Source organism: Clostridium boliviensis (assembly GCF_033342255.1).
GTDB lineage: Bacteria > Bacillota > Clostridia > Lachnospirales > Lachnospiraceae > Lacrimispora > Lacrimispora boliviensis.
Map to the genome: position 1 here is coordinate 257,457 of NZ_JAWONS010000324.1, position 22,054 is coordinate 279,510.

A 22,054-nucleotide genomic window follows, 5' to 3' on the forward strand; every position below is an offset into this window, starting at 1 on the left:
TTTTAATAAAAATAAATAGTTTATCACATTCGAAATAGGATGTAAATACCATAATGTGTCAAGCTTTATGGGATATTTAAAAGGATAGAGTACGCTTATGATATTAGAACGACATGCAAATTTAAAATATAAGTAACTATAATAATAAATTTCTATGAAACGAGGTCTTTATGTGAAAAAAAAAGAGATTTTTGCAATTATTATTTTAGCTATTTTATTATGCACTGTGATTCTTGTTTTAAAAAATGAGCGGCAATCACCATATGATTTTCTTAAATATCGTAAAAATTATGGTAAATCACAAAATGCAACGGAATTTATTTACCAAGCTGATATAGGAAATAAACAACATTTAATTTTTTATATTAATGAGAATGGAAATTTGGCAAGTGCAATAATTAAAAAAGGAATTTTTAATTATAATATATTAAATATTAGCTCTGAAATATTACTAAATGGATCTGACCCATATAACTTTCATTTTAGTTCTTATAACAAAGGGCAAAACTGGATATATTGGGGCTCTATACAAGATAAAAATGTTAAAAAAGTTTTAATTGATGAAGCTGAAGCAAAACTTGTTGACACTAACTATGATTTTAGAATTTGTTATCTTTTAGGAACAAGAGAAGTAAAGTCTTCGTTACCTAACTATAAGATTATTTATTAAACATTAAAGTCTTTATATGAATCACCTAATATGCAGGTATGTCCTCTTCTGCTTTAACTTATAATAAAATACTACTGTGGTAACAAGACTCCATGTTTATCAGTACCTGAGAGAGAAAAACCAGCTCCAACACTAGTATTTCCTCCACCAGTTAAAGATGCTTTGGAAAGTGTCATACTCTTCCTGCATTTGGTACTGCTTCAGAACTATAGACTGACTGAGATCCTCCCAAGTTGCAGCTGCTGGACTTATGGACTTAGAAAAAACAAAGATGAATCAAAAAAGCCGAAAACCCAGTAAAACCAAGGCATTCGGCATTGTTTCTGGCGTTCCCGAGGTGATTTGAACACCCGACCTACCGCTTAGGAGGCGGTCGCTCTATCCAGCTGAGCTACGGAAACGTGTATTAAATTGTTTTTGGGCGAATCCCTAAAGGTTAAATTTCTATCCTCTCAAATTCTCTTAGGAAGCGGTCGCTATCCAGCTGAGCTACGGAAATATCTCTGTGCTGCAGAACCCCTGCAGCACAGTCCAAAACTTATTATATTCAAATTTAATGAATTCGTCAAGTCAATCTTGGAATTATTCCACTGATTCCTTGAATTTTACAGTTCCCTGCATCCAGACCTGCCCTTTAAATCTGCGCCCTATTTCGGGTGTTCCTGTTAAATCTTTTTTTGCTATGCAGACATGGAATATTAAATCACTGCACTCAAGAGTGAAATCATAAACTTCTTCTTCCGTAATCTGGTTCTTTTTCTCTTCGATTTTAATAATTTCACCAATCACAGAATATTGGTCGCATTCTACACCGCACGGCATAAAACAGGAATCAATAATCGAATATAAGTCTTCCTTCATCACACGCCTGGATGCCTGGGAGTAGAGATCAATGTCTTCAATGGTGAGTGTCTCCATGGCATCTTCATCCCCGTTCTTTGCGGCTTCCAGCAGATTGTTGCGGTCCTTTGCAGCGACTTTCGCTTTTTCCCTCTGCTTATCTGACTTATGAATCGGGAGAAGAACCTTTCCGCTGACTGCAAGACCGGTAAGGCATGAATAGCTGGTATCCATGGAATGATGGTCTATGAGCCGTTCTCTGCATTCAAAGGAATTGTCTATATAAAAGATAAGAGAAATTCCAACTTTATATTCGTCTAAAAGTCCGGCATAGGTTTCCCGTTCCGTATGACGCTGTATGGAGCATGACACCTCCGAAGTTATATCGCTGCTATTTAAATAGGGGTAATAGTACATTCTTTGAAACCTTCCATCCCGGTCCATCTCTCCATAGATGGCAATCCCCATACCAGGAGCTACTTCTCTGCGGATTTCACAAAGATTGGACTCTTCGTCAATCTGAATCCTTCTCATGTCGGACAGATCTTCACAGAGCCTATCCAGCAGCTTATCAATATCCCTGTCTTTTTCATAAAGACTGAAACCAATGGTTCTTAAGAATTTGTGCATAGAATCATCACCTGCTTTCTGTTTTTCTAAGATAATTTTCAGGAAAACAATAAGGCGAAGAACACTCCGCCTCAAGCCTTACCGTTTATTATATACTAAAACATTTGAGAATTCCAGTAAAATTTTTGATGATGATAAATTTAAGTCCACCGTTCTTATACGACTCCCTGTGCCATCATGGCCTCTACCACCTTCTCAAATCCAGCAATATTGGCCCCTGCCACATAATTTCCCTTTACACCGTAACGTTTCGCAGCTTTCGCAGTCTTCTCGTAGATTCCTACCATGATATCATGAAGCTTCTTATCCACTTCATCAAAACTCCAGGAAAGCCTTAAACTGTTCTGGCTCATCTCCAGTGCGGAAGTTGCCACTCCGCCTGCATTGGCTGCCTTGCCAGGCATAAACATTACTGCATTCTCCAGGAAGAAATCGGTTGCCTCTCTGGTGGACGGCATGTTTGCACCTTCTGCTACTGCAAAACAACCATTCGCTTTCAGCTTCTTTGCATCCTCTATATTCAATTCATTCTGAGTTGCACAGGGAAGAGCAATATCACATGGAACGTTCCAGATCCCCTTTCCTTCTGTGTAGACAGAAGAAGCCACTTCATTTGCATATTCTTTAATCCGTCCTCTTCTAACTTCCTTGATTTCCTTTACGACATCAAGGCGTATGCCATTCTTATCATAAATATATCCATTGGAATCGCTTAAAGCCACTACCTTAGCTCCCAGCTGGATTGCCTTTTCTGATGCATAGATCGCCACATTCCCTGATCCGGATATCACCAGATTCTTTCCTTCTAAGTCTCTGCCGTTATGTTTGAGCATCTCATCAAGAATGTAGATCAATCCATAACCTGTGGCCTGGGTACGCACCAGTGATCCACCGTAGGTAAGACCTTTTCCAGTAAGAACCCCCTCATAAAGCCCGGTCATTCGTTTATATTGACCGTAGAGATAGCCGATCTCTCTTGCTCCTACGCCGATATCTCCTGCAGGCACATCCTGATCAGCACCAATGTATTTGGATAATTCGGTCATAAAACTCTGGCAGAATGCCATAACTTCTCTGTCTGATTTACCCTTCGGATCAAAATCAGATCCTCCTTTTCCTCCTCCAATGGGAAGTCCGGTTAAAGAATTTTTAAACGTCTGTTCAAAGCCCAAAAATTTTAAAATACCCTGGTTCACAGAAGGATGAAGCCTTAAGCCTCCCTTGTAAGGCCCGATTGCACTGTTAAACTGTACTCGAAATCCCTTATTTACTCTTACCTGCCCGCTGTCATCTACCCACGGTACACGAAAAGAAATAATACGTTCAGGCTCTACCAGGCGCTCCAAAAGTGCAGCTTTTCTGTATTTTGCTTCATTGGCATCAATAACTATGCGCAGAGAATCAAGAACTTCCTTCACTGCCTGGTGAAATTCCCCTTCACCTGGGTTCTGTTTTACGACTCTGTCATAAACTTCATCCACGTAGGACATAATATTCTTTCCCCCTAAGTTAATAAATGAAAGTTATTTCAAATGTTAAAATAAGGCCGGAACTCTTGAAAGTTCCGGCCCTATCTCCTTACCATAACTTTTTAAAATTATAGCAAGTTAATTTAATAAAGTCAACCAAGCATTTTGATTTATTTATTTCTCTGACTTCTTCTTTTTATTAAGTGCCGCATACAGTGCCAGCATGAAGCCTGACAGTGCCACCATAACTTTTCCGGCATTGGATTTGCGCTCACCTGTTTTAGGTAATTTTGCCAGAGGGACATTTCCGTCATCAATCGTAACGAAATCAATCTGGTTATCACCGGGCATGTTTGCCAGAGGCACCGGATCCGGTATTATGGTTACTGTACTTTGAGTTGGACGAGGTGTTGGACCATCGTCATTTCCTCCGCCGCCCCGTATTCTCTCGTCCTGTATGGTGATGGTAAAGCTGTTGATTCCATCAAGTGTCAGAGGCGGAATACTGTAGTTAATCCGGTATCCGGACGGTGCTCTGGTTTCTTTAATAACATACGTGTCTGCAGGCAGACGTTTTATGATAAATTGCCCGCTGCTGTCTGTTTTAAACCTGGAAGCCTCTTTTTCGTTTACTGTATAGCCTGCAAACGAACCGCCATTCAGCTTCACATAGCTGCCTCCCGAGTTTTTCATGATAAACTCCGCACCTTCCAGCCGGATATCCGCATATACAGCATTGGTCTTAACCACAGTCACCTTAGATGGCTGATTTTCTACCGCACCTTTTGTCTTCTCAAAGAAAGATGGTTTCACGAAAAGCTCACTCGTCTCAGACTGGCTTAAGGTAAAGTCCCTGCTCCATGGCTGAGTACCAAGCAAGTATCCGTCAGGTGCTTTTGTCTCCGTAATCCTGTATGTGCCATAAGGCAGATTTGTAATTTCTGCCTTACCCGCCAGGGTGAAGGTAATTGTATTTCCTTTCACATTCTCCTGAGTCCAGGCAGCTCCTTTTGAAGCTGCAAGGCTGCGGTAGCTGTCCCATGCTCCCGGAACCATGGTAGATAAATTGGTCAGTGTAAATTCTGCACCTTCCAGTCTTTTATTTGTGTCCTCACTGTCTACCTTTTCCAGACTCATGCTTCCTGTGCTGATCTGATTTGTTACTGTTATGGTCTTCTCAGATTCATTGTCTACAGAGACCGCCTTACTGTTGTCTTTCAAGATGCTGACTACCCCTTTTTCATCCACTCTGATGTAGAACGGTTCAATGGAATCATAACGGTCTGATGCATCCTCTCTGATCTGATAATCTCCATATTTTAAGCCCAGACTTAAACCGCCGTCGTCTCCGGTAACGAAAGTACCGCTTCCGGCATCCGGCTGTGTATGGAACCTGCTGGACCCAAACACGGTTAAAATTCCGTTTTCTTCATATTTGCCTGGCCCAAGGATGTGGAATTTAATTCCGCTTATACTTCTTTTCAGATTATCAGTTTTCTTTAACTTAATTGTAAATTGAGCCCGGTCATTGACCACCTTATTATCCGTGGAGAGTACAGCACTCTTATGATCTGCAGTAATCGTAAAATCAAATTCTGCCTCACTGCTTAAGCTTAAATAGCCCTCCGGAGCTTTCTCCTCTTTCAGTGTGTAGGTACCATAAGGTATATTTCCCATATCCACGTGACCGTTAAATGCAGTAAACCGAATGCTGTCTCCTGATTTCTTCACATCAGTGATTCCCATAGCATCAAGTTCTTCCACGCCTGCCTTAAGAAGCTTTTCGGTAAAATCTTCAAATGCCCCTTCTACCTGGACCGTTTTCTCTGTTAAGGAGAATTCTGCTGCAGGAAGAAGTTTTTCTGTTACTCCATCCACCTTATCAAAGGTCAGATTTCCGGTTCCATAATCATTGAAAATAAACTGGCTTCCGTCTGATGTCACAGTGCTAGTTTCACTATCTTCCTTTAAGGTGACTTCGTAGACTCTGCTGCTGGCTTCATATCCGTCCGGAGCCGTTTTCTCTTTTACATAATAGGTTCCAAGCGGTAGCATTTTTGACTCACCCGTACCATCATTTCCAGTTGTTACGGTATCAGCCAGCGCAGTTAAACTATTATCCGAATAGATCTCAAACACTGCTCCAGACAAGTGGGTCTCGTGGTTGTGCGCTGCAGCCTTGTTGATACGGATTTTAGCCCGGTCTCTCACATCATAAACTTTTATTTTGTCTGTATTTCCGGTCTCCAATACGGTAACATCCGTATCTGCAGATACACGGTAGTTTTCCGGAGCTTTGATTTCTTTTAAAACATAATTTCCTGATGGCAGGCGTTTCACTGTTACAGTTCCATCACTGCCGGTTGTAAATGAAGTTGCCTCCTCATTCTTGTCAGTCAGGCCGGTATAAGAGTTGTTATCATCAAGACTGACATACTTCCCATCTGCTGTCATTAAGACGAATACCGCATTGGAAAGCAGGGCATTTGTTGATTTATCCCGTTTTTCAATTGTCAGTTTGTGAGGCGTATTGATAACTGCTTTATCTCCTGTGAAACTGATGCCTTCCGGTTTATCCAGCAGTAACTCTTTTGTAAATCCATAACTGCCGCCAAAGAGATACCCCGCCGGAGCCTGAATTTCCTTCAGTGTGTACGTTCCATAAGGCACCCTGGTTAAGATTGCCTGCCTTGAATCTCCCAGACCGTCAATTCGGAAGCTCACAGACAGATTGCCTCCGTCATTTTTCGTTGTTACAGAAGATACACCAATACCGGTCACATTTTCTAAATACGTTTCAAATGCTCCTTTTACCAGAGATGTACCGCTGAGTTCAAACCATGCTCCCGTAATCAGATTCTTACTTTCCTCATCCATTTTTTCAATGGTAATCGGTGCTGTCTGTATCTGGTTGGTTACTACCACATTGATTTCCTTTTGTGCCTGGCTTTTAAGTACCAGCTCCGGTCTGTCTTCTCCGTTCAGCAGCGAGACCGTACCATCCTGGCCAATTCTGACATAAAATGGTTCTATGGTGTGATAACCAGGAGCCGAAAGCTCTGTAATCTCATAATCCCCGTAAGGAAGATTCCAGGTAACTACACCCTCATCGCCGGTCTGCTTTATTTCATAACCGGTATGGTCCGGATCGTTTATTTTAAATTTATTTCTGCTAAACGGATTCCATGTACTGCTTTCATATGTACCTGGTCCTGAGATGGAAAATGAAATCCCTTTTACAGCAGCATTTCCGGCATTATCCGCCTTTTTTATGCTCAAACTGTATTCTGTTCTGGTATTTTCAATTACATTTCCTTCTATCTTGCTTAATTGGGCCTGCTGCCCCTGTGAACTGATTACAAACCCGGATTCTTCCGGTTTTCCAGAAATATCATAACCATCCGGAACCTGAAGTTCAGACAGAGTGTAACTGCCAAGTGGTATTCCTGTGATTTTTACCAGGCCATCCGTAATTTTAAAACGAACTCCTTTCTCTGTCTCGTTCACATCGGTTATACCCATGGAAATGGAATCTTTTTTCATTGATGCGATAAGTGCACTCCATGCATCTTTGACTACATCCACCTGCTTTTTAATCTCAAATGTGGCACCGGCAAGCTTATTTCTGGTCAGTCCGTCAAGCTTTATAAATTCCAGTGATCCGGTTATATAAGAATCTTCTACTGTAACCGTGCTGGGAATCGGTTGAGCTTCTGTCTTAAACTCCTTGCTCTTAAGAATCCATGCCTTATGTCCCTGGACCTTATAAGAGTCCATGGTTACCATATCACCGGATACTGCTTGATCAAGCTGGTAACCTGCGGGAGCACCATCTTCTGTGATAATATAATTTCTATAATAAAGGAGTTCTCCTGCATTCCAGACTGCTTCACCGTCAGTAAGCGTTGTCATACCTTCTGCTTCCGGGCTTCCAAGCACAGCTGGGTCGGTAATTGGTGTACGATTGAAGGCTTCCATTTCCTCATTGGTAAAAGGTCCATATACCGTAAAGTGAGCTCCCTCAACCGGATTCTGGGCTTTGTTTATTTTTTTAACTGTTACCTTTCGATAAGGCACAAAGCCAATGTCTTTCGTTGTATCATAATCCCCTGCTGTGGACCATAAGAAAAAGTCTTCGGAGGAATATCCGTTTTTCGTTTCATTAAAGTTACTGTCTCGGCTTTCATCGTAGTTTGCTCTGCCTTCCAATAATGTCTTTGGTAGTCTGGAACGTCCTGCTTTTTTGTTTTCTCCATCCGGCAGCATGTTTGGTTTTGCAAGCTTTAATACCAGATCCTCAAAACCTTTTGGCATCGCCCCCTTGCTCAACTCAATCTGATAATGAGCCGGATCGTCTCCCTTCAGGCTGGTTAACCGCAAAGACCCGCCGCTGTACCAGTTATCTTCATCACTCTCTGTAAAATCAGTACCTGTCAGTCCATATGGCTTTGCTGGCGTCAGATCGTCAAATAAGAATCTGGCATCTGCGGCTCCTGGTTCCATGGAGGTCTGATCATCTCCGTTTTTGCTATACTTTTGCAGGCTGACCCTAAAGTAGCCGCTCTGAAGCAGAGGGAACAGATCCGTAAGAAGATGGTCGTTTTCAACACTTTCATTCTGAATTCCATTGTTGTCATCATCGATCCAGACTCTTCCTGAAACTTTTACATTACCAGGAACAAGAAGTACCTGAACGGAATTACTGGTCTGCGCCTGGGAAAACTTCTTTTCTTCGCTTTCAAGACCTGATTCTTTATAGCTGAAAGCGGTAGCAAAATCATTAACTGCATAGCCGTAAGCAACATCCTCCAGTTCTTGTGCCTTATTATAAGGCACGACTGTTTTATAGGTGACAACCAGATTCTCACCCGGCGCCAGATGAAATTCTGGATCTGTGATCTTAATGCGGATCGCCGTGGGATCACTGGAACCATCGGACCAGAAATCAGAAGTATTATCAGCCAGCATCGCATTTTTCGCTGCACTGGCCATTTCCTTGCTGTCAAATGTCTGATCAGAATACGTAATTTCATAGTCAAAGTCCCGAACTTTTCTTCCTGATTCTCCATTATCCTTTCTGTTTTCTATTTCTATGGACTGAATGCTGTCATATTTCAATCGGAAGTCACTGAGTCTTTCAAACTTACTGGTACTGTAATCTCCTTTAACCGGCATAATATCCATAAGCTGCAGCTGGCTGACGTAATCCTGTGCCGATGCGTTGTTTACCATAAGCCGGTATAATACAGATCCATCATACTTTGTAAGGTCCGTATCCTCTGCTGATTTTGCCACTTTTCCAGCCGTGGTCCCTGATACGAATCTGGTATCTAAGTTTCCTTTTACTTCTTTATAAAGCTGAATACCAGTTCCTGTGCTCATGGTGTTTTCTGCTGAATCAGAGACATAACCATAGCTTCGGTAGTTCTCATCCGGAAGTAACGCTGCAGCCGGTAAATCATTGCTGGGCCACTTAATTCCTGAGCTGGTCTGAATCATAAAGGAGGCCCCTGTGTGGTTTAAGGAAAATGCAGGCTGTAAAACATCGCTGGTAACGAAAAGAGTATTTAATATATTTTTACCATAATTGATAATATTTCCTGCAATCTTCGCCTTTACCGATACTGTAACGGATTCGCCTTTTTTAAGATTTCCGTTCAGCCTTATAAACAGCGTCTCCCTTCCGGTTTCCGGATCTACTTTTCTTACTGTCTTATCAATAGAAACCCCAGCCGGGCCACTCTCCACTGCAACTGCTGTCAGCAAACGATCCTCTCCGGAAGTTTCACCTGAGACAGTAACTCCCAAAGGTACCAGATCAATAAGAACTGGCTTCTGTATCGGCGCAATCTGTGAATCGCTGCTTGTGGTTGTATTGTTTACCGTAAGCGTGTAGGTAAGCGTATCACCCGGCTGTACTCCCTTGACCGGATTTACATTTTTGCTAACTGCCATTATGGGAGCCTGACTTTGAATGACAGTTATATCACATAACGCTTCTGCCAGACTGGACTCCTGGCCGGAATTTAGATTGCCGTTAACATCCCACTTACGGTATTTCATTGTTACATCTGCTTTGTTACGAATATACTTAATATCCTTTTTATAGCTTCCATCCTTCAAAGTGGCATCCTGACGGTTTAACTTTGCCGTAACAGTAATGGTTCCCGGAACAAAATCCTGTCCCAGCGTATAGGCATGATTGGTAGATTTCTTTAATGTATCATCCCGGTAACTGATCTTAAATGATTTCACCAGTTTCTCGCCAACAGGCTTTATCTCTCCTATTTCGCCATCTCCGGAAACGCTTACTGTCTGTACTTCTCCTGCCTGATTTCCGTCAAAACCATAGAAGGTCACATCTGCCAGAATGGTTCCTGTATTCCCTTCTTTCAATCGGTTTAGCTGCGCGGCTTTTCCTGGTTTAACAGAAACTATGGTATACTTTTCATCACTGTATTCCGTTTCATCTAAAGCATTCTTACCGGAATCAAGCATAGTCAGACCCTGATCGGTAACTTCATACTGGTCAAGAGGAATTGTATTAATCGCTCCTGGAGTTAAGGTATAAGTAACCATCTGACCGTCATTCCACCACAGATCTTTTAATGAAGCAGTCTGCGTGGTTTTCTCAAGAGATACACCAGTCTTCTGTTTTACATTGGTAAACTCGCAGGGCGGAGGAACCGTTCCTTTTTCAATGTTCACTTCTTTCTTATAAACAGTTCTGCTGTCATCCGGATTAATCACATATCCATCTGCATTAGGGGTAATGGCCGTCTCTTCCAATTCATAAACTCCAGGAAGCAGCATGACTGTAGTTCCAGTCTCACCGTAAGGCACTGTAATAATTTCCCCAACCTGTTTCCCTGTTTCTTTATTTGTTACCTTTATAGATGCATGAATGGAACCGGAGGGATTATCCTGTTTATTAACATCATTCTTAAACAGTTTTAATGGCAGTGCTTCCTGATTATGTACCGTAAACTGGTATACTCCAGGCGCTTTGGTATCATCTCCCGAGAGCACGTATAAATCAAGCCCTGGTCTGGTATCTCCGTTTTTAACTAAATCTGCGGTTACCGGGAGTATGTTTCCATTCTCTCCCTCAAATTTTTCAATACGGTAGGTATCAAATCCATGATCCTTATCAGGCACCTCATACAAGCCGTAAGAATATCCCGTCTCCTGTTTCAGTCCTCTAAACGAAAGTTCTCCATGGGTGTCTGTTTTACCCTCCGTTACATAATTCCAGGTATTTCCTTCCACTCTTTTATAAAGCTCGAAGGTCATTCCGGCTTTTACCGCTTCTGTTTTACCATCTCCGCTGTATTTTGTAATCTGGAAATCAATACCGCCCTGATTTTCTACAGTAATCTCAGTCGTTTTTCCGGTTTCCGCTGTAAGCCCCTGTTCCGGAATTGCTGTTCCAATGGTGAGATATCCCACTGGAGCATTGGTCTCTTTTACATAATAGGTTCCCGGACTGTATTTCCTTGTTGACAAATCAAACTCATAAACACCGCTGGTTCCAATTTCCTTAAAATCTCCCACATAGGAAGCCAGTGTCTGGTCGGAATATAAACGAAATTCTGCACCAGTCAGCTTCTTTGAATGATCCGCTGCATCCACTTTTATAATGCGTATTCTTGCTTTCGCATATTGGTTATCAATTCCTATGGCAACCGGAGTCTTGGTTGTGAAATCAGATACTGTTCCGACCTGAATATAACCGTCAGACCACAGCTTTGCGTTAGTAACTCCTGTTTCTCCAGTCAGCACCCAGTCAGGATTTTCCCGTTCTTTTACATAGTAAGCCCCGCCTTCCGGATACTGTGCCAGCAGTACTTTTCCCTCTGCCGTATAATAGCCGTCCGCCGCCTCAAAGTTATGTATTGTAACTGTCACTGGCTGATGATTGTCATCGTATACCGGCTTATAGGCTTTTTCCGCATCCGAATAGGTGAATACATCAAATACCACCTGAGACGGAAGCTTTTCTTTGATATCCTGGTCATTTATAAATCCATCGCCAAAATATAGATTTTTTGTAATTGTCAGGGTTACCTTCTCCCGGTTTTCAAAGGTAACTTCTGTATTCTTATATATTCCCGTCATATCGCCGGTTACTGCAACTACCATAGGTGCGGTATCAACCGTATATCCCTCAGGAGCTTTTATTTCCGTAATACGGTACCAGCCTGGCTGACAATTCTTTAAGACGTAAGATCCATCCTTTAGATCTTCCAGTGTGCTGCTGATAGGCGAAAATCCCTCTGATGGTTTTTCATAAGCCGGATCTTCCACATTTTTTAGTGTGCCTCCGTCTAAATCAGTATCTGTACGGAATTTCATATACTCCAGACGGAACTCAGCCCCTTTCATTGCCGCGTCACTTTGCTTGCTTTCACCGTCTGTTTTATGCAAGGTAAGCTGTGCCAGTCTTGGATTTCTGATTGTCAGGGCAGCAAGCTGGCCGTTTATACCATCTGCAACAGGAACCAGAGTCACCTTATTCCCGTCTGCCACCGGTTTGTAACCAACGGAAATGGAAGTCGGTTCAAAATAATTATCTGCTGTCGTCTTCTTCGCATTACTCCCCAATGTTTCACCGGTAATCGTATACGTTCCGCTCTCAAGGCCGTCTAAAACAGCAAGATATCTTCCGTCCTCCTGCTTTTGCGTGACAGCAGTATCCGTACCTCCTGACGGCGTTTTTAATGTAAATGTAATGCCGGACAGTCCTTCCGGTTTTTCTCCGTTCCATGCTGTTTTTTCTATCTCAAGCATGGGCTTTTGCGGATTATAAACTGGAACTGTCAGAGACGAACTGGCTACGGTAAAGTCCCTCCAAAGCGCTCCGGCTCCGTTATACATGGTAATATATTGATTCTGCTGCTGTGTTGTTAATATTTCCTTCATTCGGTAGAGACCGGAAGGAAGTCCACCTGGTATCTCGATATTGCCAGAACCTTCTGTCGTATAGGTTCCGTACTTCTCATATTCATACATGTACTTGTCATTAACTGTTTTCCACTGATACCGCCAGACTTCGAATTTCACTCCCGGCAGAGGTGACTTTTGAATATTCATGCTATCCAGTTCATCGTCAGTTTTATAGAATGTGCTGGAGTCCGGAATATAACCGTATTTCTTAATAGTTACCGGATATTCTTTGGAAACCTGATTAATCAGCCTGTAATTCTGGTCTGATTTACTGTCATCCCAGAAATACTGATCGTCAATATAGTCCTTGTTAATAGGAACTGTTACTTCTAAAACATGAAGCGTTGAATCTAAATTCACCTTAGATGGCGCATAAATCTCTTCCAGTCCCAGTGACAGCTTTACCGGTTCGCCCTCAGTATTATATTGAAGGAAATCCTTTGGGTTCTTTCCCATTGTCGTGATTTGATCGCTCAATTCATCCAGCCTGATGATTTTTGTAAGTGCATAACCAGTCTTATGGATGCTGTCAGATTCCAGTCCGGTTTCCACCACATCAATTGGCAGAAGTTTTTCATTATTAACCGGATTTAACAGCCATAACTTGAATTTTGCACCACCAAGAAGTGTATAGTTATCTTTTGTGATTTCCAGCCATTTGTTTAAAGCAACCTGAAAATGATAATTTTCAAGTCCTGTTCCACCGTTGGAATGCTGATTGACGATGACCGCTATTTTTTCATTTCTTCCGCTTTGATACGGATGCCGGATCTCATTATATCCTCTGTATCCTGAATTATCAGGAACAAAAACAGCAGCAATCTTTCCGCCTTCATCAAGTGTATACCCGGGTGCCGCTTTATCCTCAACAAGCCAGTATACATATCCATCATCCAAAATTGTAGTATCAAGCTGACCATCCAGCCGCTTGCCTGTCTCCGGATCGATACGGGTGCCGCTTTCATACTGCCCTTCTGTCTCAAATTTACCCTCATCGGTAAAATCTTCTAATTTAACAGAAGATAAGTTCTTCGTATCAGAAAGCATTTTATAAAGAGTAAATCTTGCACCATTTACCATATGAATATCATGTGTTCCGCCGCCGAATGTAATCCCGTCGCAGGTTTTCCATATGTTAAACTGAACCCAGGATTTATAATTAAATAATGGATCTGTATATCTCACCAGTGATTCTACATTACCAGGAAGATCCTTTCCGCTAAATGAAACTGCATTATACCGTTCCTTTAAATCAGCCACAGAAAGGCTCCTTGCCGGCTGCCCGCTCTCAAGTGGAAGCGGTTCTTTATTTCCCATATTAAGTTCAAAGGGCAGCTTGGATTCGCTTCTGGTGGGCACCCTCACTTCTGCTACATAATACGTATCATTACGGTCAATATCATTAAACGTTGCAATTCCGTCAAATTCGTTTGTCACCTGTACCGTTACTAAATCAGCGGTTTCCGGCTGATCCCGTTTTACCTTATAAAGAGCCAGATTTACATTTCCTAATGCCTGGTTCACCTCATGGAACTGGTCATTCCAGCTATCACGCCAGTACTTCTGGGTCCGTATGGTCAGCTTCGGCTCATCTTTGATAATCAAAGGTGCACCTGATGTCTCTCCATTTACAGTGGAGATAGTTTTTCCTTCTGTCAGTGTGGTTGTCAGCACTTCATTGGATGGAAGATATCCCGATGGCGCTGTGATCTCCGCAATTACATAGGGGATTCGATTTCCGCTATCATCGAAAATGCGCAGCTTACTGCTGCTAAAAGTTGCTTTACCGTTGGTTCCGGAGGTTGCTTTCAGAATGGGATTTTTAATACTGTTAGCCCAGTCAGCCTCACGGAACTGTGATTTTAAATAAATTCCAAACTCAGCTCCCTTTACTGGTGTGTTTCTTAACGCATCAAGTTTGGTAACCGTTACTCTGCCATAATTCTGATAATTCACCAAAGCATTACTACCATTTAAAAAGAGATCCATTTTTTTATCTGATGCTTTTTCTGCCGGCGTAACAGTTGCCGGTCCGTAATAGACCATACCATTCTGAATAATATAATCATCATATGTCCCATCCGCCTTTTTGCTCATCAGAAACAGAGGATTAATAATATCCGAACCTATAATTTCTTTAAAGTAATAGGTTCCAGGTGCAATTTCAGTATCTGTATTTGAAACAATCTTATTACTATTATTAGGTAGCGTGACTGGTGTGAAATTTTCCTCATTTTTCTGATATACTTCAAATGAAATTTTAATATCACTATCCTCGCTTCCATCTGGATTATACTTAATTTTCTTAAGATCAACTGTTTTATATGGCTTATTATAAAACTTCAAATGAGTTATTGTGGACTCATTTGCAAACCAATCCTTGAGTTGTTCTCTGTTAATTGGTCCGTTTGGTGTTGAAAACTCTCTGATCTCTGTTCCAACATATTTTGCCGGCGTCTGAATCTCTTCTGCTAAATACGTAGTTCCCGGGTCCAGAGTGACGAATGTTCCATCCTTAGAGACGGTTCCATTAAACACTTCAGCTCCGTCTGTTTTCTTTGTAATGCGGAATGTTGCAGTAATTACTTTATTGTCATCCGTTATATCATACTTGTGAAGCCAGTAAGGCACTTTCTGTGGTATGTTATATGCCTTGACCCTGGTGTCTGACTGTCTGCTGACTGTATAGGGTCCGATAAGAGATGTATTCACTCCATTAATTAATACGTTATCAATGGTTTTGCCATCTTCCTCCGCCTCAAGACGGTCAGAACTGTTTTCTTCACTCCAGTAATAATCCTTGTTGATATCCAGATTATCAGCAATAATAATACCATTTTTATCTGTCACATAATTTTTTCCAGGTGTTACTTCTGTATAATTATTCCTATGTTTATCCGCTTCATATAGCTTAAACTGAAATTCGGCATTGGAGCTCTTCATATTAATCTGACCGCCGTTAAATGTCCAGGTTTCCTTCTGAAGCTTTAATAATCCCTGTCTGTTATTTTTTAGCTGAACAGATGTTGTTTTTAATGGTACAAGTGTGAACTCTTTATAAAGATAAATCTTATTATCTTTAATTTCTGTAGTGACCCCATCTCCCTCAGAGTTTCCATCAGAATATCTATCTGGAATCTGCTCCACTACTCTGTACCGAATTAAATGATTTCCACTGTCATAAACAGGAAGTTCTGCTTTAAATCCGCTGTTTCTATCCAGAGAATAAGTCTTTGGGGAATTCACAGAAACTTTGATCCAGATGCTACCGTCAACTGAGGACTCAAACCAAAAATGTTTATTAAAATCCCCTCTGTACTGCGAAGGCACCGCTCCGTAAGTTCCGTCATCTCTTTGAAGCAGTTTTGTTACCTGTACCTTTGCTTTATTTAAAGTATTAACAAGGTAATTGTTGCCTTCCTTTAAGACAGAAGTTTCCCCTTTCTTTACAGTTACAGGATAATCCTGCGTGTCAATAATATATCCGCCCGCACTCTTTTCCCTCACGATATAATCACCAGGGGTGACTGGTTTAAACCGTACCAGACCATTCCCGTCTGATTTAACCGTTGTCACTTCACTTAATGTACCGTCTATCTTTTGATAAAGTGTAAACTCTGCACCTCTTAAGGGACTTAAATCGGTCTCATTTGTATCCACACTGTTCCAGGTGCGCGCCTTTTTATAGAATTCGATTGCACCCTTACCAACAACATTATTAATTATCTTAACTTCTTTATTCTCTCCAGCCTTAATGCTGAATTTAATCTCCTGACTGTCTCTAAAGGTGTTGGAATCCACAACTGCATAGCTGTATTCTGTTCCTGTAGGTTTCCTTCCTTCCTTAATAACATAAGTTCCCGGATCAGCCTGAATCTGAATATAGCCCCTGCTGCCAGTTGTATAAGGGATATCTTCATCAGTTTCATTGGAGGGATTAACAGCTATCGTTCCTTTTACAAGCGATTTACCGTTTGGATCCAAAACCGTATAATTGTCATAAGGCGTCTCGTTGCCCTGTGAATCAACAGAATAAATCTCAAATTCAGAAGAGCCTGGATATTCCTTTTCCATGTTCAGATCATATGGCTTTAAAACTCCTATTCCTTCATCCAATAATTTAGTTATCTGGATAACTGCTGGTTTATTCACCTCATGAACCGCTACCGCAGCTTCAGAATCATCTTTCATAACCTGACTGGTTCCCAGTTTTATATATTCTAAATGAGCCTGGTTTAAAACAGTAAATACCGAAGAATCTTTCACACGGGGATCATTATATTTTAAAATAAATGGTTCATAAGGATATCGGGCTGTCACCAGATAGGAACTGTAAGTTGGTGCCGAATCTGAAACATAAATATCATCTGCTTCATTTTGACCCTGTGTTTTAAAATCATCTATTATGATGGATCCATCTCCGTTTTGTCTGAATGGTAAACTTTTTTCATCTCCCCATGCCGCACTGACAGATATAGGCTTCATTCCAGCCGGAGCATTGGGTGTCGTTATTGAAAGGGTATCTGTGATATGGAAGGAATTGTCTTCAAATCCCGTACGTCCATAAGTTTGATAAATGGTGCCACTCGGCTGGGTTGAAATCACGCCCTGATTCCCATACATCCCCACCTCTATCATATAAGTGATATCAACATACTGAGGATTCCCCGCATCATCCTTCACAATTGTGTAAGAATGATCTGTAGGGTAAACGCTCTTTTTAATGTGCCACTCATCATCGGAGATCAGCTGAAGCTGGGTCTGTGACGGCTGTTTGGCATATGTAACTGTCGGAATATTACCGGGATATGTAACGTTTCCTATATCCGTCTTATCTGCAACCTTTACATCTGCATGAAATTCAACGCTGTTTTCTGAGAGGGCAAATTTCTCACCTACTGCCCGTTTTCCGTTTTCGTCTATATACGCGTTAATCACAATATTATCAGACTTCCCAGGCTGGATGGAATGATTTCCATCTCCTACCTGGATTGCGTAAACACTTTTTTCGCTGTCTGAGGTAGAAAGCTCAACTTTTCCGCTCTGTTCTTCCAATTTAATACCTGAAGGAACTGTAAAATAAATGACTGCATTTTCATATGTATCAAACAGAGACAGTTTTCCGCCTGCCGCATATTCATAAAGCGGAGCCGCCTGCATTGTATAAGTAATGGTATAGGTAAAAAGCTTTCCTGCCTTTATCTCTCCAGTCATGCTCTGATCCAGATTGATTTCCACCGTATCTTTTCTATCAGTTGAATCCTCACCATAATAGCTTAAAGCTGTTTCATAGGGAGAAAGCTTCGCCTCATCACTTACTTCCATATTTAATAATGTGATTCCAAAGCTGGGAACTACCATGGAGTAAGAAGGCTGGGTAAATAACGAGGTCAGACTGAAGGACTTTTCCACCTCTTCCCCGTCAATTCCCATTAAAGCGGACTTTTCTTCTCCGGATAAAACATGGCCATTTCCAACAGAGACAATATCTGCACTGTCAAAGCTCTCTGGTTGTGAAACTACCTCCGAAGGGGTGGCTGTTTCCAGTGCTTCGGAAAGTACCGGAACCTGGTGCCGGGAAATGGAGACCTGCAGATTCTCTGTTTTTTCAGATTCGGAATCAACAGTATTATTACCGTCCTGTTCCTGTACTTCTGCTTTCTCCTGTTCTGACTGTTCTGTTTTCACATCATCTGATTCTGTTTCTGAAATTTTATTTTCCTTTTCTTTCGTTTCAGCCGCTTCCGTATCTTTTTCTGTTGATGTAAAGTCATCGGTTTCTAAAGTTTCCACATCACTATCATTCTTAATATCTGATTCTGTTACCGCTTCCTGTGACTCTACAGCTGTTTCTGCTGTTGTTTCTATTTGTGTTTCTGCATTCGTTTCTGCATTCGTTTCTGCTGCCGTTTCTGCTTGTGTCCCTGCTGCCGTTCCCCCTACAGATGCACTACCTCCAGATTTATTCGTAATGGTGTCCTCTGTGTTTTCACCAACTACCGCATATTCATCTAACTGAGCATCTGTAACAACAAAATTGTCACTTACTATCCTGAGGCGGAATTCACATTCCCGATCCTTATATCCGTTCACACCTATAATATGAACGTTCTGAAGGAGGGCTTCCTGTTTAATACGGTCTGATTCATCGTACTGGCTAAAGGGTTCACCGTCCAGAACATCAGAGACTACCACAAGGTACATGGCTTTACCTGATTTTTTCTGAAAAATTAACGTCTTACCATCTAATTCTTCATATAATTTTTCAATGACCAGGTCTTTCTGCTCTCCTTTAAACGGAATCAGATCTTCTTTTAATTCTGGTCTACTGTCAATATCTTTCTTAAGAACTTTTTCTATGGCAGATTGGGTAACCTTAACATCTATCACCTGTTTTGCCTGTGATGGTGTTGCTTCTGACGGAGAGGCCTTTGACGCACTTGATGGTGTTGCCGTTCTTTGTGCAGTGCTTTCTGCAGCATAAACCGTAGTTGCATTAAGTTGAGATACATTGCCTGCAACAATGGCTATCGTTAGCAACCAAGCAATCACTCTTTTAATCTGATGTCTTTTCTTCATTGCTCCCTTCATTTCACACCCTCCTCTTATTTTCATTTCTTTTTCTATATGGAAGCCACGTAATGGCAAAATTTCCCTCTTTGTTAGTATACCTGAGGCTGGTTACAAACCAGTTATTTTTGTTTACATATTGATTTTTAACCTATAATTATTTTGATCGTATTTTGTTCATATTTTTATTCGTTTTTTACATGTTTTTATATAACAGCAAGGCTATATATTGTTTGTTTTTACCAATTAAACCCACTTTTGCCCTAGTTGTTAACCTGATATATATTAGGTGTTTACAATAATTTTTAAATATGTAAAAATAAAGGTAAGGATAAAAAATAAACTAAAAAAGTGAAAGGGATATATATGATGACAATAGAAGAAAAAATGAAAGTTGCTATGAAAGAAGGACCTTTAGTGGACTTTTGTAAAATGCTAATCCTCCCGCCATCTTGACAGAAAGACTGATTAATTCTAAAATAGATTGAACTGTCTAAATGATAATTACGAAAAAGAAGGTCTTAAACTTATGATTCAGGATATTTTCCCCCATGTATTTCACAATGAATTTGAAGTAAAATCGCCCACTGATGACAGCTTTTTTTACTACTTTTCAGATGGAGCAATCTGTTTAACTGAAGGTGACACCAAAGCCGTTCCCAGATTTTCTTCTTTAAGCGAAGAGGATCGCAGCCGGTTTAAGTCTCATTGTGATTTTCTGTTTTCCATTGATCACATGGATTTTTTTCTTGTAGATGAAGCCAGTGTAACTCTTACGGATACTCATGGTCTTTGCCTGAATAAAGTCAGCATATTACGGGAATTAACCCCAATGTGGTTATCCTTTTCTGCTGTTTGTGCTTCCCAGCTTCACCGGTTCTATTCAGCCAGCCGTTACTGCGGATGCTGCGGTGCTGAAATGATTAAAAGTAAAAAAGAACGTTCCATGGTCTGTTCTTCCTGTGGCAATACCGTCTACCCCAAGATATCACCCGCCGTCATTGTAGGTATTATCCATGATGGTAAACTGCTTCTGACAAAATATGCAGGAAGAGAATACACCCGTTACGCACTTATAGCTGGATACACAGAATTTGGTGAAACTTTAGAGGATACGGTAAACCGGGAAGTCATGGAGGAAGTCGGTCTTCGGGTAAAAAATATACGGTATTATAAAAACCAGCCCTGGGGAATATCTGATTCTATTCTAGTTGGGTATTGGGCGGAGCTTGATGGTTCTCCACAAGTTACGCTGGATGAAACCGAGTTATCCACAGCAGTCTGGATGGCTCCTGAGGATATCCCCGATGATTTTACCAATATCAGCCTGACCCACGAGATGATTCTGTTATTTAAAAATGGAAAAATAAACGAAATACAGGAAGGAAATGCCTAGTCAGGCTTTCCTTCCTGTATTTTTGTAAAAAGTTGCATATCCATTTGCAACAAGATCTCCTCCCTTTGGAACCTGTGAAAGAATCAGAATCACATTCAGGACATCAACGCAGGCACCTCCTGCATTTAACACACTCAAAAAAACTAAATAGCCATTTAGAAGACCAGCACCAGCCAGTAGTAACGGTATTGCAAAGGATAGAATCAACAGCGGCATTAGTGATATTACAACCATTCTTTTCTTTGAAAGAACCTCTTCCGTAAATACAAAACCAAACAATCCGTTAAATCCCCAGTAAGTCTTGTCTGATTTCCATACCTTTGGTATAAATGCCGCATGAATCAGCTCATGTATCACAAGGCATAAAAACATCCCCAGCAGATAATACACAATCTCTATACCGATTGTAATTTCCATCGAAAATCCCTGCTCTCCGGAAAGCAGCTCCTGAAACGGAGGGTATAGATAGTAACACCACGCAGCGCCTGACAGCATCAGTAGAATACTGATAGGCATTGACCATAAAATAGCTGCCGATACAGATTTTGGTTCCTTTAAACGAATCCAGGCCTGATCGTTAAGAAACATTGTCGTTTGCTTGTTTTCTGGCGGTATTTTTTTTATTAATTTCATTCCGTCACCTCGTTACATTTATATATAATGGTAATTTACTGTTCTATATGATATTATAACATTCATAAATGAACCCATAGGAGAACATTATGAAGCTAACCGTATTAGTTGATAATAATACATTCATTGACAGATACTTCTTAGGAGAGCCTGCTGTCAGTTATTATATTGAAGATGAAGATGAAAAAATATTGTTCGACACAGGATATTCTGATGTATTAATCAGCAACGCAGATAAATTACATATTAATTTAGCCGATATCACAAAGATTGTATTTTCCCATGGCCACAATGATCACACCGGTGGTTTCCATTTCTTAAATAATCAATATGACTTATCCCATGTAAAACTTTTTGCTCATCCAGATGCTTTTAAAGAAAAAATAGATTCCGGTGAAAGTATAAGTTCTGGTCTTACTAAAGCATCAGCAGATAACTCCTGTACTTTATCTGTTTCAAAACATCCAGTCCCTATAAGCAAAAATATAATTTTCTTAGGAGAAATCCCCAGCCTTCATAATTTTGAACTAAGAAATCCTATCGGTAAGCAGAAAACGTCTCATAACCAATACCAGGTTGATTACGTCATGGATGATTCCGCCCTTGTCTATCAATCCGACAAAGGACTGTTCATTATTACAGGCTGCTCTCACAGTGGTATTTGCAACATCATTGAATATGCTAAAATGATTTGTAAAAACAATACTGTTCTAGGTGTGATAGGTGGCTTTCATCTTTTCGAAACTGACACCAGACTTGATCATACAATACAGTACTTTCTTGACAACAACATATGTGAGTTATACCCATGCCATTGCGTTTCATTTAAGGTTAAGGCTAAAATAAACAGCTTCATACCTCTGAATGAAGTCGGTGTCGGTCTCACAATCAAGATATAAA

The 22,054-nt window shown here is 40.9% G+C and carries 7 protein-coding genes and 1 tRNA gene; 3 read left to right on the top strand and 5 right to left on the bottom strand.

What is annotated here, in order from left to right:
* Positions 1 to 172: 172 nt before the first annotated feature.
* Positions 173 to 670 carry a hypothetical protein gene (locus RZO55_RS23250; RefSeq protein ID WP_318066623.1) on the top strand — a complete coding sequence of 166 codons (498 nt, stop codon included), beginning with the start codon at positions 173 to 175 and terminating at the stop codon, positions 668 to 670.
* A 324-nt stretch (positions 671 to 994) separates the two neighbouring features.
* On the opposite strand, the gene RZO55_RS23255 is transcribed toward RZO55_RS23250, so the two are convergent.
* The 4 genes from RZO55_RS23255 to RZO55_RS23270 form a co-directional block, all read right to left on the bottom strand.
* Positions 995 to 1,071 (bottom strand) — tRNA-Arg (locus RZO55_RS23255).
* A gap of 181 nt (positions 1,072 to 1,252) precedes the next feature.
* A complete protein-coding gene (locus RZO55_RS23260; RefSeq protein ID WP_318066624.1) occupies positions 1,253 to 2,140 on the bottom strand; it encodes a DUF3881 family protein in 888 nt (295 codons plus the stop codon).
* A 155-nt stretch (positions 2,141 to 2,295) separates the two neighbouring features.
* The gene (gdhA, locus tag RZO55_RS23265; RefSeq protein ID WP_318066626.1) at positions 2,296 to 3,630 is read right to left on the bottom strand and encodes an NADP-specific glutamate dehydrogenase; all 1,335 of its coding nucleotides are present in this window, start codon (positions 3,628 to 3,630) and stop codon (positions 2,296 to 2,298) included.
* Between the two features lie 153 nt (positions 3,631 to 3,783).
* Positions 3,784 to 19,146 (bottom strand): doubled motif LPXTG anchor domain-containing protein, encoded by a 15,363-nt coding sequence (locus tag RZO55_RS23270; RefSeq protein ID WP_318066627.1) that lies wholly within the window; start codon positions 19,144 to 19,146, stop codon positions 3,784 to 3,786.
* A gap of 508 nt (positions 19,147 to 19,654) precedes the next feature.
* Between RZO55_RS23270 and nudC the strand changes: the two genes are divergently transcribed.
* Positions 19,655 to 20,521, top strand: coding sequence for an NAD(+) diphosphatase (gene nudC, locus RZO55_RS23275; RefSeq protein ID WP_318066628.1), 867 nt, complete (start codon positions 19,655 to 19,657; stop codon positions 20,519 to 20,521).
* Here the strand turns inward: nudC and RZO55_RS23280 are convergent, their stop codons facing one another.
* Complete coding sequence (locus RZO55_RS23280; protein WP_318066629.1) at positions 20,522 to 21,154, bottom strand: DUF3267 domain-containing protein; 633 nt, start codon at positions 21,152 to 21,154, stop codon at positions 20,522 to 20,524.
* 89 nt (positions 21,155 to 21,243) lie between these two features.
* Here RZO55_RS23280 and RZO55_RS23285 point away from each other — a divergent pair, with 89 nt between their 5' ends.
* Complete coding sequence (locus RZO55_RS23285) at positions 21,244 to 22,053, top strand: MBL fold metallo-hydrolase (RefSeq protein ID WP_318066630.1); 810 nt, start codon at positions 21,244 to 21,246, stop codon at positions 22,051 to 22,053.
* The last annotated feature ends 1 nt before the right edge of the window (position 22,054 follow it).